This window comes from Devosia alba, from assembly GCF_039938915.1.
Classification (GTDB): Bacteria; Pseudomonadota; Alphaproteobacteria; order Rhizobiales; family Devosiaceae; genus Devosia; species Devosia alba.
Genome location: NZ_JBDUUI010000003.1, coordinates 295,140 through 310,397, shown reverse-complemented (window position 1 = coordinate 310,397; position 15,258 = coordinate 295,140). Strand labels below are relative to the sequence as shown.

Below are 15,258 nucleotides of genomic sequence, written 5' to 3'. Positions count from 1 at the left end.
ACGCAAGAACGATTGGGAAATCGGTAACCATCGGCCTGCTACAATTGAATGTAGTTTGTATCGAGTAGCCGGCTTTTCCCATGATGTTTTCCCGTGCCGAAAAAACCCCCTTGGCGGAGTGGTGGTGGTCGATTGACCGGGAACTGCTGGGTGCGCTGGTCCTGCTGATGACCTGCGGCATGGTGCTCAGCTTTGCCGCCAGCCCGCCGGTGGCCGAGCGTATTGGCCTGTCGGAATGGCATTTCGTGCTGCGCCACGCCATGTTCTGCATCGTCGCCCTGCCGGTCATGCTGGTCACTTCCCTGCTCAACCATCGTCAGGCGCGCCTAGCGGTCCTCGTGACCCTGGTGGTCAGCGTGGTGTTGATGTGGGCCACCTTGCGCTTCGGCACCGAGGTCAAGGGCGCGCGGCGCTGGATTTCCTTTGCCGGGCAATCCGTGCAGCCTTCCGAATTTGTCAAGCCGGCCTTCGCCGTGCTCAGCGCCTGGCTGTTTTCGGAATCGATGATCCACCGCAACGTGCCGGGCAAGATCCTGGCGACGGCCATGATGCTGATTATTGTGGTCGGGCTGTTGCTGCAGCCCGATATCGGGCAGACGGCGCTGGTGTTGGGCACCTGGGCCGTGCTGCTGTTTCTCAGCGGCATTTCCTGGTTCATCATTTTTGGCCTGGCGGGTGTGGCCGGGGCGCTGCTGTTTGGCGCCTATCTGTTCTTCCCGCATTTTTCCAGGCGCATCGACACCTTTCTCAATCCCGATGGCGGCGGCAATACCTACCAGATCGACCGGGCGCTGCAGTCCCTGCTCGAGGGCGGCTGGTTTGGCCGGGGCCCGGGTGAATCACAGGCCAAGAAGCTGATCCCCGACGCCCATTCGGACTATGTGTTTTCGGCGGCTGCGGGCGAGTTCGGGATATTGTTCTGCCTGGTGCTGGTCGCGTTGATCGCCTTTATCGTCATTCGCGCCATGCTGGGGGCGCAGCGGCAGAGCAGTCTGTTCGCCCGCCTTGCTGCCTCCACATTGGCCATTCAGTTTGCCATGCAGTCCGGCATCAATCTGGCGGTGAATTTGAACCTGATCCCCCCCAAGGGCATGACGCTGCCCTTTGTCTCTTATGGCGGTACCTCGATGATTGCGGTGGCCTTCGGCATGGGACTGATGCTGGCCTTTACCCGTATCAAGCCCGAAGAGCGCATGGCCACCGGCCTGCCCAGCTTCAGAAGTGCCATCGCGCCGCTGGCACCAGCAGAATGACCAAGTTCATGCTGATGGCCGGGGGCTCGGGCGGACATCTGTTTCCGGCCATGGCGCTGGCGCAGGAACTGATGCGGCGCGGCCATGCCGTGGAACTGATGACCGACCATCGGGTCGACAGCTATGGCGGCGATTTCCCGGCCGCGGCGATCCACGTCGTGCCATCGGCCACGCCCTCGCTGCGCAATCCGATCAAGTTCGTCACCGGCGGGATTACCATTCTGCGCGGCATTGCCGTGGCGTTCGGCCTGCTCAACAAGAGCAAGCCCGATTGCGTAATCGGCTTTGGCGGCTATCCGACCTTTCCGCCCTTCGTGGCCGCCAGCCTGCTGGGCATTCCGGGCATTCTGCACGAGCAGAACGCGGTGATGGGGCGGGCCAACCGGGCGCTGGCGCGGTTTGCCGATATGCTTGCGCTGAGCTTTGCCAACACCCGATTTGCCGATGGACAAGCGCTGGAGCAGGTGCTGACCGGCAATCCGGTGCGCGACCAGGTTCGGGCGGCCGCGCGTGCCCCCTATCCGGCACTGAGCAAGACCGGGCCAATCCGTATCGTGGTGTTCGGCGGCAGCCAGGGCGCCAAGGCGATCTCCGATATCGTGCCAGTGGCGATTGCCGGCCTGCCCGAGACGCTGCGACCCCGGCTGCAGATCGTGCAGCAGTGCCGCGCCGAGGATCTCGATCGCGTGGCCGAGGTCTATCGCCGCGCCAAGATCAATGTTGAACTGGCGGCGTTCTTTACCGACCTGCCCGAGCGCATGGCGCAGGCTCACCTAGTAATCGGGCGCTCGGGCGCCTCGACCATTGCCGAACTGACCGTGCTGGGGCGCCCGGCCATTCTGGTGCCCTTGCCGGGCGCCATTGATGCCGATCAGAAGAACAATGCCATGGTGATGGCGGCAGCCGGTGGCGGCTGGGTGGCCGAGCAGGCCACGCTGTCGCCGCAATCGCTTGGCAGTCGGCTCACGGAACTGTTAACGGATCCCGCATCACTCCGCACTGCCGCAGAAGCCGCCCGTTCACTGGGCCAACCGCGCGCGGTCGAGAAACTGGCGGATCTCGCCGAAATGCTCTCGGGCAAGAACCTATTGGAAGACGCGCGATGAAAATGCCTCGCAATATCGGCCCCGTCCACTTCATCGGCATTGGTGGCATCGGCATGAGCGGCATCGCCGAAATCTTGCACAATCAGGGCTATACCGTGCAGGGCTCGGATGCGGCGGTGAACCCCAATGTGCAGCGCCTGCGCGATATGGGCATCAGCGTGATGATCGGCCAGAGCGGCGACAATCTGGGCGCCGCCGAAGTGGTGGTGGTGTCCTCGGCGATCAAGCGCGACAATCCCGAACTGGTGGCGGCGCGCGCCCGACAGCTGCCGATTGTGCGCCGGGCCGAAATGCTGGCCGAAATCATGCGCTTCAAGACTGCCATTGCGATTGGCGGCACGCATGGCAAGACGACGACCACCACGCTGGTGGCGGCGCTGCTCGACGCCGGCAATCTTGATCCGACGGTGATCAATGGCGGCATCATCAACGCCTATGGCACCAATGCGCGGCTGGGTGCCGGGGAATGGATGGTGGTGGAAGCCGACGAGAGCGACGGCACCTTTGTCAAATTGCCCGCCGACGTCGCTGTCATCACCAATATTGATCCCGAGCATCTGGACCACTATGGCAGCTTTGAGGGCGTGCGGAAGGCGTTTCACCAGTTCGTCGAGAACGTGCCGTTTTATGGCTTTGCCGTGATGTGCCTCGATCACCCCGAAGTGCAGGCGCTGGTGGGTGAGATCAAGGATCGCCGGGTCATCACCTATGGGCAGAACCCGCAGGCCGATGTGCGGCTGGTGGATCTGGAAACCATTGATGGCGTCAGCCATTTCGCAGTGGAAATCCGCGACCGTATCCGCATGACGCAATTGCGGATCGACGGGCTGGAACTGCCGATGCCGGGGGTGCACAATGCGCTCAACGCCACGGCGGCCATCGCGGTGGCCGACCAGTTGCATGTGCCCGCCGAGGCCATTCGCCTGGGGCTCAAGGGCTTTACCGGCGTCAAGCGCCGCTTTACCCGTACGGGCGTGGTCGGCGGCATTACCATCATTGACGACTATGGCCATCACCCGGTGGAAATTGGCGCGGCACTCAAGGCCGCGCGCGAATCCACCCGGCGCGACGTGATCGCCGTGGTGCAGCCGCACCGCTATACGCGCCTGCGCGATCTGTTCGACGACTTCTCGGCCTGCTTTAACGACGCCGATACGGTCATCGTCGCTCCAGTCTATGCGGCGGGCGAACAGGCTATCGAAGGCGTCAGCCATGAAGAACTGGTCAGCCGCATTCTGGCGCGCGGACACCGCGATGCGCGGGTGATTGACCGGCCCGAGGCGCTGGCGCCGCTGCTGGCCAGCCGCGCCGCCGATGGCGACTATGTCGTGTGTCTAGGGGCAGGCAATATTACCCAGTGGGCGGCGGCGCTGCCGGGGGAACTGGCCGCGCTGCTCGGCGAGGACGTTCCGTGAGCTATCCCGACCTCATTGCGCAATTACAGCCCTGGATTGGCGAGGTGCGCGGTCGGTTGATCCCCAATCAGCCGCTGAGCGAGATCACCTGGTTCCGCGTTGGCGGGCCGGCGCAGCTGTTGTTCACGCCCGCCGATGAGGCCGATCTGGCGTTTTTCCTGAAGAACCTGCCCGCCGATATCCGCGTCACGGTGATTGGTCTGGGCTCGAACCTGCTGATCCGCGATGGCGGGCTGGATGGCGTGGTGATCCGGCTCTCGGGCAAGGGGTTCGGCCAGATCGAGCTCCTGGACAATCACCAGATCCGCGCCGGCGTGGCGGTGCCCGACGTCAGGGTGGCGACTGCGGCGGCCGAAGCGGGCATTGACGGGCTGAGCTTTTACCGGGGCATTCCCGGCGGCATTGGCGGGGCGCTGTACATGAATGCAGGCTGCTATGGCACCGAGACGCGCGACCGCATGGTTGAGCTGCGTGCCGTGACGCGGCAGGGCGAGATCATTACGCTGTCCAATGCCGAGATGGATTATCATTATCGCCACTCGAATGGACCGCGCGGCGCGGTATTTGTTTCGGCGGTGTATCAGGGCTTTGCCGGTGAGCCCGAGGAAATCCTCGGCCAGATGCGCGAGATTACCGAAAAGCGCGAAGCCAGCCAGCCGACCAAATCCAGGACGGGCGGCTCCACCTTCAAGAACCCCGAGGGCCATTCGAGCTGGAAGCTGATCGATGCGGCCGGGTGCCGCGGGCTGCGGGTGGGCGGCGCGCAGATGAGTGAACTGCACGCCAATTTCCTGCTCAATGTCGATGACGCCAGCGCGCACGACATTGAAACGCTGGGCGAGACGGTGCGCAACAAGGTTCGTGCGACCTCCGGCATTGCATTGCAGTGGGAAATCCGCCGCATGGGGCATTTCCTGCCGGGCAAGCAAGTACGCGAATTTCTGGATGGCGACGTCTTTACGGGGGCAGTGTGATGGTTTCGGACATCGCGCCCCCCACCCTCACTCCCTCCCCACAAGGGGGAGGGAAGCCTGCTCCGGGATTGCAACAAGCACCTGAGTCTGCGGCTCCCTCGTCTCCCTCCCCCTTGTGGGGAGGGATCAAGGGTGGGGGGTCTTTCTTGGCCAACACAGATCGGACGACCCCATGAGCAAGCACGTCGCCGTCCTGATGGGCGGCTGGTCCAATGAACGGCCGGTTTCGCTGAGTTCGGGCCGGGAGTGCGCTGCGGCGCTGCGCCGGGCGGGCTACGAGGTCACCGAAGTCGATGTCGGGCGTGACATCGCCAATGTGCTCAGCGAGCTGAAACCCGATGTGGCGTTCAATGCGCTGCATGGGCCGTTTGGCGAGAGCGGCATGATGCAGGGGGTGCTCGAACTGCTGGGCATTCCCTATACCCATTCGGGCGTGCTGGCCTCGGCCCTGGCCATGGACAAGCACCAGGCCAAGATCGTGATGAAGGCGGCAGGCGTGCCGGTAACCGATCACGTCATCGTGTCCAGAGGCGAAGCCGGGCGCGGCCATGTCATGGCGCCGCCCTATGTGATCAAGCCGATTGCCGACGGGTCGAGTTTTGGCGTGTTCATCGTCAAGTCCGGCACCAGTCATCCGCCGCAGGAAATCCTGCGCGAAGACTGGAATTCGGGCGAACAGCTGATGGTGGAGCGCTACATCCCGGGGCGCGAGCTGACCTGTTCGGTGATGGGCGATGTGGCGCTGGGCGTCACCGAAATCGTGATCGAGGCGGGCTTCTACAACTACGAAGCCAAATATGCCAAGGGCGGCTCGACCCACATCATTCCGGCGCAGCTGAAACCGAAAATTTACGACAAAGTGCAACAGTTGAGCCTTGCCGCCCATGCGGCACTCGGTTGCCGTGGCGTGACGCGCTGCGACTTCCGCTACAATGATGCGGCGGGCGAAGATGGCGAACTGGTCTGTCTGGAAATCAATACCCAGCCGGGCATGACCGAAACCTCGCTGGTGCCAGAGCAGGCTTTGCACGCCGGACACTCGTTTGAAGAACTGGTCGCCTGGATGGTGGAGGACGCGAGTTGCAACAGGTAAAGAGCGAGACGTTTCTCGCTGGAGCGCGGATTGTCGATCCCCGTGCATTGCCTGTGCCGGTCCGGTCGCCCCGCCGCAAACTGGCCAATAATCTCGGTCGGGTCTGGGTCTTGCACCACACGCTGATCAGGCGCGGGCTGCTCATTGCCGGATTGGTTGCCAGTGTCGCCACGCTGACCCAATTGCGCGAACCGATCGCCGGGGGGGCGATGGGCCTCGTCGGAGTGGTGCAGAACCGCTTCGCCGATGCCGGCATGGCGATTGGCGAGATTTCCATTACCGGCCAGACACTGACCAGTGAACAGGCCATTTTTGACGCCCTGGGCGTTGAACCGCACACGTCCACGGTCGGGTTCGACGTCGAGGCCGCCCGCCAGCGCATTGCCGAACTGCCCGCCATTGCCTCGGTCAGCGTGCGCAAGGGTTTTCCGGGCGACGTGCTGGTCTCGGTCACCGAAAAGCTGCCGGTGGCCCGCTGGCGCGTTGATGGCATCACCTTTGTGGTCGATGACAGCGGCGAGCAGATTGGCGAAGATCACGGCGCCTATGGCGACCTGCCGCTGGTGGTGGGGGATGGCGCCAATGACGACGCCCTGGTGATGATAAGGGCGCTCGACCAATATCCCACCCTCAAGGACGGTCTGGTGGCGCTGTCGCGCATCGCCGATCGGCGCTGGGACATGATCTATGATAGCGGCCTGCGCGTGCAATTGCCCGAATTGGGGGTTGCCGGTGCGCTGCGCCATCTCGTGAGTTACCAGGCCGATTATCAATTGCTGGACCGGGACGTGACCATTGTCGACCTGCGCGTCGCGGGCCTGGTGGCGGTGCGTCCGACCAAGACCGAAGAGGAACTGGCCAAGGACGAGGAAGAGCGGCAAGCCGCCATTCTCGAACGGGCCCGTTCGCCTGAGCCCTATCCGCTCCCGCCACGCAATCTACCCTCCGAAACCCTCCCCCAACCGAACATTCCGCAATGATGACCGATGCCATGACCTCCCGGTTGCGCCCCGTGCAACCCGGCAAGACGACGCTGGTGGCCGTGCTCGACATTGGCTCGACCAAGGTGTGCTGCGTGATTGCGCGGTTGACCCCGCGCCCCGAGGGCAAGGCGCTCAAGGGCCGGACGCACCAGGCGCAGGTGATCGGCTTTGGCTATGGCCCCTCGGCGGGCGTCAAGAGCGGCGTGGTCACCGATATCGAAAAGGCCGAGCAGACCATCCGCTCGGTGGTGGGCATGGCCGAGCGTTCTGCCGGGCTGACGCTGGAAACCGTGATCGTCAATGTCACGGCGGGCCGGCTGGGCTCGGAGACATTTTCGGCCGCCGTGTCGCTGGACGGGCAGGAGGTTGAAGAGGCCGATATCCGCCGCGTGCTGCGGGCGGTCAATGAACGCTCGGTGCGGCCGGAGCGCTCGATCATTCACGCGTTGCCGATCGGTTACGCGATTGACGGCCAGAAGGGCATTCGCGACCCCAAGGGGATGGTGGGCGACAAGCTGGGCGTCGACGTCGCCGTGGTCAGCTCGGAAACCCTGGCGATGCGCAATCTCGAGCTGGTACTGCATCGCTGCCATTTGCAGATCGAGGCGCTGATCGCCACCCCCTATGCCTCGGGTCTGGCCACGCTGGTGGATGACGAAGCCAAGCTGGGCGTGGCCTGCATCGATTTTGGTGGCGCCACCACCACGGTTTCGGTCTTCAATGAAGGTCATCTGGTCTATGTCGACGCCATTGCCATTGGCGGCCATCATCTGACACTCGACATTGCCCGCCAGCTCTCGGTCAGCGTGGCTGATGCCGAGCGGCTCAAGACCTTTTACGGCTCGGTGCTGCCCGGGCAGGCCGACGAGCGCGACCTGATCCCGATCCAGCCGGTGGGCGCCAGCCATGACGAGGCGCCGGGGCAGGTGGCCCGTTCGGTGCTGACCCGCATCATGCGGCCGCGCATCGAGGAAATTCTGACGGCCATTCGCGACCGCATGCAGGCTACCGGCATGATGGATGTCTGCGGACGGCGCTTTGTGATGACCGGCGGGGCCAGCGAAATGACCGGGCTGACCGAAGTGGCCCGCCGCACGCTGGCGCGCAATGTGCGCATGGGGCGGCCAATGGGCATTGCCGGCCTGCCTGAAATGGCCAAGGGCGCTGCCTTCGCCACCGTGGCGGGCATGCTGATCTATCCGCAGGTCTGCGCCAAGGAATATGCCGAACCACGCAACAGCCGCAAGCTGATCGGCACTGACGGCTACTTTGCCCGCGTCGGCAACTGGTTGCGCACCAGCTTCTAAAGCACTTTACCGTTTCGCTGAAACGGCGACCTGCTCCGGGTCTTTGGTTGGTCGCCTTTGCTGAAAACGTTCTAGCCACGCAGATCGCGGATGCCCCAGACCAGCAGCGTCGCGCCCAAGGCGCCGAAGGCCAGCCCGAACGCGGCCTCAATGCCACGCCAGAAGCGGCTATAGGTGCGCATCGCCATGCCGGTGGAGAACAACAGGCCGTAGGCGCCGTAGATGATCATCGCCGACAGCGCCACGAGTGGGCCGAAGGCCAGGACCTGAATTTTGCTCAGGCCCGCACCGAACAGAAACGTGGCCAGGGCCGACCACATCAGGACGGCCTTGGGGTTGGTCATCACCACGAAGAAGCCACGGCGCCAAGCCGCAAGATCATTCAGCGGCGCTGTGGTCCCGGTCACGGCGGTGGCCCCGCCGGAAAAGATGGTCCGCAGTGACTTGCCGGCGATGAACACCAGATACAACCCGCCGGCGAATTTGAGCGCGGTCAGCAGCAGCGGGAAGGCGGCGAACAGCGCGCCCAGCCCGAATGAGACTGCTGCGGCCCAGACCAGGGTGCCGGTGCCAATGCCGGTCACCACCAGCAATGCCGCCTTGCGCCCCTGTCCCAGAGCGACGGCTGCCACAGCCATCATATTGGGGCCCGGCGACGCCTGGGCGAGGGCGACGCCGATCCAGGCGGCAAGAAAGGCTTCGAGCATGGGGATGACTCAGGTGGGCGAGACGATCAGCCTAGCGCAGCCTCAATCCCCCGCCAATCGTCATGTGCGGCCTTACCCGCCAGCATAGGCCTTCTGCAAAGCTGCGACGTCGAGCTTGCGCATCTGCAGCATGGCTTGCGTGGCGCGTTGGGCGCCCGCCTTGTCGGGGCCAAGAACGGTGTCATACATCTGTCTGGGCACAACCTGCCAGGAAAGGCCAAAGCGGTCCTTGCACCAGCCGCACATGCTTTCCTCGCCACCATTGTCGACGAAGCTGCTCCAGAAATAGTCGATCTCGGCCTGATCGGCGCAGTCGATCATGAAGCTGACCGCCTCGGTGAAAGGATAGCGCCAGTCGGGGCCGCCATTGAGCAGCATGAATTTGTGCCCTTCCAGCTCGATGATGGCGGTAAAGGCGGGCCCATCAGGGCCCTGATGGGTAATTTCGAGCACCTTCGCCGACTTGAAAGTGCTGGTGTAAAACGTGATCGCCTCGTCAATGCGCTCATCGAACCACAGGCAAGGCATGATTTTGGTCATGGTCTTTCTCCGTGCTGCCGCCAGGCCCGATGCCTGGGTATCGGTCACACAGCCACGACGAGCCAGTAGAGGCCTGTTCGACATCCTCTGTGGCTGCGGACCCGTTTGGTTAATGGCGGCTCAATCGGTAACCGATTGGAGTCGCATTTTGCGATCACGTTAACACTGGTGAGACAATTGTTAGGGGCCGGTTAACGTTTGGGAGGGTAAATCTTTACCAACCACGCCACTATGAGGCCCTTCATGACTATCAACCTCACCATCCCCGATATCCAGGAGCTCAAGCCTCGCATCACCGTATTCGGTGTTGGCGGTGGTGGCGGCAATGCCGTCAACAACATGATTGAATCCGGGCTTGATGGCGTAGATTTCGTCGTCGCCAATACCGATGCGCAGGCCCTGGCCCTGTCCAAGGCGCAGCGCATCATCCAGCTCGGCGTCGGCGTTACCGAGGGCCTGGGCGCTGGCTCGCACCCCGAAGTTGGCCGCGCGGCCGCCGAAGAGAGCTGGGACGAGATCAATGATCACCTTTCCGGCTCGCACATGGTGTTCATCACCTGCGGCATGGGCGGTGGTACCGGTACCGGCGCTGCGCCCGTTGTGGCTCGGGCAGCGCGCGAACAAGGCATTCTGACCGTTGGCGTGGTCACCAAGCCGTTCAATTTCGAAGGCAACCGGCGGACGCGTCTGGCTGATGATGGCATTGATGAGCTGCATCGTCATGTTGATACGCTGATCGTCATCCCGAACCAGAACCTGTTCCGGGTCGCCAATGAGAAGACCACCTTTGCCGACGCATTCGCGATGGCCGACCAGGTGCTGTTCTCGGGCGTTGCCTGCATTACCGATCTGATGGTCAAGGAAGGCCTGATCAATCTCGACTTCGCCGACGTGCGCGCCGTGATGCGCGGCATGGGCAAGGCGATGATGGGTACCGGCGAAGCATCGGGCGAAGACCGGGCGCGCCACGCTGCCGAAGCTGCCATTGCCAATCCGCTGCTCGACGATGTGTCGATGCAGGGCGCACGGGGCCTGCTGATCTCCATCACCGGCGGCCCTGACCTGACCCTGTACGAAGTCGACGAAGCGGCCAGCCGTATCCGCGAGGAAGTCGATCCCGACTGCAATATCATCCTGGGCGCCACCTATGATCCGAGCCTGACCGGCACGATCCGCGTCTCCGTTGTCGCCACTGGCACCGACGCCACCATGGTGCAGGCGCTCGAACCCGCCAAGCCGCATGCTTCGCGTACGCCACTCGAAGTGCGCCGCCATGTGCCCGTCGAGCCGAGCCAGCCCAGCATTGCGCGTGCTGCTGTCGTCTCGCCAACTGCGGTGACCGAGCAGATCGAGCAGCAGGTCGAATCGGCCGTTGCCGAAGCCTTCTCGTTTGAAACCTTCACGCCAAGCGCGTCGGTTCAGGACGATGATGGCGTCATGGTCGAGCCCTATATCCCGGCGGCGTCTGTGGCACCGCAGGACGATGACGAGCTGACCATGGCTGACGACTCACCTGTACCCAGCGCTTATGTGCCTTCCCATGCCGTCCGTCCCGAGGGTCAGCGCCGTATGCCGCGCACCGAGGAACTGCCTGCTGTTGCGCGGCGGACACAGGACGCAGCGGAACGTGTGGATGCCGAGCCGCGCAATGCACGGGCTCTCTTCAAGCGTTTGGCCTCCAATGTTGGCCTGAATCTGGGTCAGCCTCATGTGGCTGACAGGCAGGAGGCGCCGCAATTCGCCGCTGATGACAATGCTGCCCGTAGCGCCATAGAGGCAGGCGGCACAAGGACTTCCCGCGTTGCCGCGCCAGCCGAAGGTGCCCATGGCGGCCTCGATGCGCATGGTCGCCAGCCGTCCTCGGCGCCGCAGAAAGAGAGCCTCGAGATTCCGGCATTCCTGCGCAAGCACGGTTAATTGGCTGGGCACAGATACTGAAACATTGCTCGGTGCGGCTTTCGCACCGAGTTTTTTTTGGCTAGTACAAACCTCGGGCGAATGGGCTGGGGTCGGAGTATTTCGAGTATGCAGAAATTGAATACGCGCCAGCGTACCCTCGCGGCCGCCATCGACTTCTCTGGCTACGGGGTACATAGCGGGCAACCGGTCAATCTGACGATCGGGCCAGCGCCGGCCGATAGTGGTTATGTCATTAGCCGCACGCTCGAAAACGGCACCACAACGGCGCCGGTCAAGGTGCATTTTTCGCGGGTCAGCCGCACCACGCTTTGCACCACGCTTGATCTGGGCGACAGCGTCAGCGTCGCCACCATTGAACATGTGACCTCGGCGCTCAGCGGCATGGGCGTCGACAATGCGCTGATTACCATTGATGGCAGCGAATGCCCCATTCTGGATGGCAGTGCGCGCCCCTATGCCGAGGCCATCCTCAAGGTGGGCCTGGAAATTCAGCCGGCGCAGCGCAAATTCCTCAAAATCATGCGGGCCGTGACGGTACGCAACAATGACGCCTTTGCGGCGCTCGAACCCTATAATGGCCGCTCGCTCGATCTCGAAATCGACTTTGACAGCAAGGTCATCGGTCGCCAGCGCATGATCTTCGACTGGACGCCGCGTCGCTATTACGACGATGTGTCGCGCGCCCGCACCTTTGGCTTTGCCCGTGACGCCAAGATCCTGCGTCAGGCCGGCTACGCGCTGGGCTCCAGCCTGGATAATTCCATCACCGTGCACGAGAATCGCGTGCTCAACCCCGGTGGGCTGCGCTACGAGGACGAGTTTGTGCGGCACAAGCTGCTGGATGCCATTGGCGATCTGTCGCTGGGTGGCCTGCCGATCTGGGGCCGGTTCCGCTCCTACAAGGGCGGTCACGGGTTGAACGCGCATGTGTTGGCCGGTCTCTTCTCCAGTGAGGCCAATTATGAGATAGTGGACGCAGAAGATCTGCCGCTCGAGTTTCAGGCATTTGATGAGCAGCCCGAAGGTTTGGCGGTCAATCACTATTTGCGGTCCGTGCGCTAGGCTCGACAGGGGCGCCGCGCGCCACAGTTTTGATCCAATTTCTCAATAGGCCGCAAGCAGTGCGGTTTTCCTATGAAAGACGGGGCAGTTCGTGACAGTTGATGTTTTCGGTGGTTTCACCAGCCGGGCCGCCCGGTTCCTGACGATTGCGCTGGTCGCGGTCGTGCTGGCTGGCTGCTCGCTGTTCGGGCCCAGCAAGGTCAAGGATGAGCCGATCATTCCGGCCCAGACGCTGTACCAGAAGGCGCTGGACGATATGGACCGGCAATATTACGCCACCGCCATCAAGTCCTTGCAGCAATTGGACCGGCAGCATCCGCGCGATCCGCTGACGGAAAAATCCAAGCTGATGCAGGTGTTCGCCAATTACCGCGCCAACAAGCTTGATGACGCCATTCTGGCGGCGGACCGCTATCTGGCGGTTTACCCCAATGGCAAGGACGCGCCCTATGTGATGTATCTCAAGGCAAATTCCTACTTTGCCCAGATCAAGGACATCACCCGCGACCAGCAACTTTCGGCCGATGCGATCGATACCTATCGGCTGCTGATTTCCAACTATCCCAAATCCGATTACGCCGAGGACGCCAGGGAAAAGCTGCTGGTGGCCTATGACCAGCTGGCCGGCAAGGAAATGTCGGTGGGACGCTACTATCTGGGCAATGGCCAGTACACCGCAGCGATCAACCGCTTCCGCGTCGTGGTGGAGACTTGGCAGACCTCGACCCATATCGAGGAGGCGTTGTACCGCCTGACCGAGGCCTATCTGCTGCTGGGCCTGACCAATGAGGCCATGACGTCGGCTGCCGTGCTGGGTCACAATTATCCGAACAGCAGCTGGTACCAGAAGGCGTTTGCCTTGCTGGGCAAGCAGGGTCTGGCGCCGACCGTCAATAGTGGCAGCTGGATGGCCGGGCTGCGCAAGTAGCCGCTGCAAGATTTTGTTGCTAGTTTGTTCTGGGGCGCTATGATGCGCCCCAGTTCGTTTGTGGAACGCAACGGACCCGGCATCACCGGCGGACCCGCGGCCATCGCCTTCCTGTGCGAAAGCGCGATTCGTGGTTTCGCGGGAGGGCTGCCGGGATGGTAACGTGCGGTGTAACGGGTTGGCAGGCGCTACCCCTCACGCAATCTGGGATGTAACTGCGCATGCTGAACGCGCTCTCGGTTCGCAACATCGTCCTGATCGACCAGCTTGATCTGGCCCTCGACGGCGGCATGACCGTGCTGACGGGGGAGACCGGGGCCGGCAAATCCATTCTGCTCGATGCCCTGACGCTGGCGCTGGGCGGGCGTGGTGACGCGTCACTGGTGCGCAGCGGCCAGCAGAGCGGGCAGGTGGTGGCGGTGCTGCAACTGGCGGCCGATCATCCGGCCCGCGCAGCCCTGCGCGACAATGCCATCCCCGATGACGAGGATATCATTCTGCGCCGCGTGCAGTTTGCCGATGGCCGCACCCGCGCCTTTATCAATGACCAGCCGGTGTCGGCGGCACTGCTGCAGCGTGTCGGCAGCCAGATCGTGGAAATTCACGGCCAGCACGATGATCGTGCTTTGGTCGATGCGGCGACCCATCGCGCCGCGCTGGATGCGTTTGGCGAGCTGGAGGCCGGCGTGGTGCAACTGCGCGATGCCTGGGAGGCGCTCAGCGAGGCCAGCGCAGCCGTGGCCGAGCAACAGGCCCAGGTCGCCGAGGCACTGGCCGCCGAGGACTATGCCCGCCATACGGTGGACGAACTGTCCAAGATCAAGCCGCAGCCGGGCGAAGAGGATGAGCTGGCGGCGCGGCGCACGCATTTGCAACAGGTGGAGCGTTCGGCATCCGATGTCGGCGAGATCGACGAGATGCTCAACGGTCCCAGCGCGCCGGCCCCGGCGCTGGCCAGCCTGATGCGGCGGCTGATGCGCAAGATCGATGGCGGCGCCAGCCTGTTCCAGCCGATTGTCGACAGCATCGACACCGCGCTGACCAGCCTTGATCACACCAGCGACACGCTCGAGGCGCTGAAGCGCGAGATGGCCTATGATCCGGCCGAGCTTGAAGATGTCGAGGAGCGGCTGTTCGCGCTGCGTGCGCTGGCCCGCAAGCACCAGACCAGCTGTGACGGACTGGCCGACGTGCTGGCCAAATACAGCGCCGATCTTGAAACCCTGCAGAGTGGCGAAGCGCGGCTGGTGGCGCTGGAAGCGGCGCAGGCCAAGGCGCTGGCGCGCTATCGCGCACTGGCCGAAACGCTGAGCGCCGGCCGCGCCAAGGCCGCCAAGGCGCTGGGCCAGGCGGTCGGGATGGAATTGCCCGAGCTCAAGCTGGGCGCGGCAAAGTTCATCGTCGACCACCAGATCGATACCAGCCGCATTGCCGCCACCGGCTTTGACCAGATCGCCTTTCACGTGCAGACCAATCCGGGCACTGCTGCCGGTCCCTTGCTCAAGGTGGCCTCGGGCGGCGAGCTCAGCCGGTTCCTGTTGGCGCTCAAGGTGGTGCTGGCTGACCGGGGCTCGGCGCCGGTGCTGATCTTTGACGAAATCGACACCGGGGTGGGCGGCGCGGTGGCCGATGCCATTGGCCGCCGTCTGGCGCGGCTGGCGGGCAAGGTGCAGGTGCTGGCCGTTACCCACGCGCCGCAGGTCGCCGCCCGCGCCCAGCGCCATCTGCTGATCGAAAAACAGATGGTCAAGGAAGGCGCCTTCATGCGTACCCACGTCAAGCCGCTCGACAGCGCCGCCCGCCAGGAAGAGGTGGCCCGCATGCTGGCCGGGGCGCAGGTGACCGACGAGGCGCGTGCGGCGGCAAGCAAGCTGCTGAGTGAAGTGGGGTAGGCCCCCACCTAACCTCCCCCTGAAGGGGGAGGGATAGATCGGGTGTGGGGCGGGATGGTGCCAGATCCACCGCCCGAA

The 15,258-nt window shown here is 63.4% G+C and carries 13 protein-coding genes; 11 read left to right on the top strand and 2 right to left on the bottom strand.

The window, feature by feature from the left end; all coding sequences use genetic code 11:
* The first annotated feature begins 83 nt into the window (after positions 1 to 83).
* From ABFY71_RS06705 to ftsA, 7 genes are all read left to right on the top strand, one after another.
* Complete coding sequence (locus ABFY71_RS06705; protein WP_305580565.1) at positions 84 to 1,253, top strand: FtsW/RodA/SpoVE family cell cycle protein; 1,170 nt, start codon at positions 84 to 86, stop codon at positions 1,251 to 1,253.
* Positions 1,250 to 2,359, top strand: a complete 1,110-nt coding sequence (murG, locus tag ABFY71_RS06700) for an undecaprenyldiphospho-muramoylpentapeptide beta-N-acetylglucosaminyltransferase (protein ID WP_347945239.1) — start codon at positions 1,250 to 1,252, stop codon at positions 2,357 to 2,359. Before ABFY71_RS06705 ends, murG begins: the two co-directional genes overlap by 4 nt.
* A complete protein-coding gene (gene murC, locus ABFY71_RS06695; RefSeq protein WP_347945238.1) occupies positions 2,356 to 3,774 on the top strand; it encodes a UDP-N-acetylmuramate--L-alanine ligase in 1,419 nt (472 codons plus the stop codon). Before murG ends, murC begins: the two co-directional genes overlap by 4 nt.
* Positions 3,771 to 4,748, top strand: a complete 978-nt coding sequence (murB, locus tag ABFY71_RS06690) for a UDP-N-acetylmuramate dehydrogenase (RefSeq protein ID WP_347945237.1) — start codon at positions 3,771 to 3,773, stop codon at positions 4,746 to 4,748. Before murC ends, murB begins: the two co-directional genes overlap by 4 nt.
* Positions 4,749 to 4,920: 172 nt before the next feature.
* Positions 4,921 to 5,841 (top strand): D-alanine--D-alanine ligase, encoded by a 921-nt coding sequence (locus ABFY71_RS06685; RefSeq protein WP_347945236.1) that lies wholly within the window; start codon positions 4,921 to 4,923, stop codon positions 5,839 to 5,841.
* Positions 5,829 to 6,821 (top strand): cell division protein FtsQ/DivIB, encoded by a 993-nt coding sequence (locus tag ABFY71_RS06680; RefSeq protein ID WP_347945235.1) that lies wholly within the window; start codon positions 5,829 to 5,831, stop codon positions 6,819 to 6,821. Before ABFY71_RS06685 ends, ABFY71_RS06680 begins: the two co-directional genes overlap by 13 nt.
* Positions 6,818 to 8,131: a cell division protein FtsA gene (ftsA, locus tag ABFY71_RS06675; RefSeq protein WP_347945234.1), complete on the top strand. Its 1,314-nt coding sequence runs from the start codon at positions 6,818 to 6,820 to the stop codon at positions 8,129 to 8,131. The genes ABFY71_RS06680 and ftsA overlap by 4 nt, the downstream gene beginning before the upstream one ends.
* Positions 8,132 to 8,202: 71 nt before the next feature.
* Here the strand turns inward: ftsA and ABFY71_RS06670 are convergent, their stop codons facing one another.
* Positions 8,203 to 8,838, bottom strand: coding sequence for a LysE family translocator (locus tag ABFY71_RS06670; protein ID WP_347945233.1), 636 nt, complete (start codon positions 8,836 to 8,838; stop codon positions 8,203 to 8,205).
* A gap of 72 nt (positions 8,839 to 8,910) precedes the next feature.
* The gene (locus tag ABFY71_RS06665) at positions 8,911 to 9,378 is read right to left on the bottom strand and encodes a VOC family protein (RefSeq protein WP_347945232.1); all 468 of its coding nucleotides are present in this window, start codon (positions 9,376 to 9,378) and stop codon (positions 8,911 to 8,913) included.
* Positions 9,379 to 9,621: 243 nt separating this feature from the next.
* Between ABFY71_RS06665 and ftsZ the strand changes: the two genes are divergently transcribed.
* The 4 genes from ftsZ to recN all read left to right on the top strand — a co-directional run bounded on the left by ftsZ (position 9,622) and on the right by recN (position 15,180).
* Positions 9,622 to 11,295 carry a cell division protein FtsZ gene (gene ftsZ, locus ABFY71_RS06660; RefSeq protein ID WP_347945231.1) on the top strand — a complete coding sequence of 558 codons (1,674 nt, stop codon included), beginning with the start codon at positions 9,622 to 9,624 and terminating at the stop codon, positions 11,293 to 11,295.
* 108 nt (positions 11,296 to 11,403) lie between these two features.
* The gene (gene lpxC / locus ABFY71_RS06655; protein WP_305577815.1) at positions 11,404 to 12,360 is read left to right on the top strand and encodes a UDP-3-O-acyl-N-acetylglucosamine deacetylase; all 957 of its coding nucleotides are present in this window, start codon (positions 11,404 to 11,406) and stop codon (positions 12,358 to 12,360) included.
* A 91-nt stretch (positions 12,361 to 12,451) separates the two neighbouring features.
* The gene (locus ABFY71_RS06650; protein WP_305577817.1) at positions 12,452 to 13,288 is read left to right on the top strand and encodes an outer membrane protein assembly factor BamD; all 837 of its coding nucleotides are present in this window, start codon (positions 12,452 to 12,454) and stop codon (positions 13,286 to 13,288) included.
* Positions 13,289 to 13,509: 221 nt separating this feature from the next.
* Entirely contained in the window at positions 13,510 to 15,180 is a 1,671-nt protein-coding gene (recN, locus tag ABFY71_RS06645) for a DNA repair protein RecN (RefSeq protein WP_347945230.1), read from the top strand.
* Positions 15,181 to 15,258: the final 78 nt, after the last annotated feature.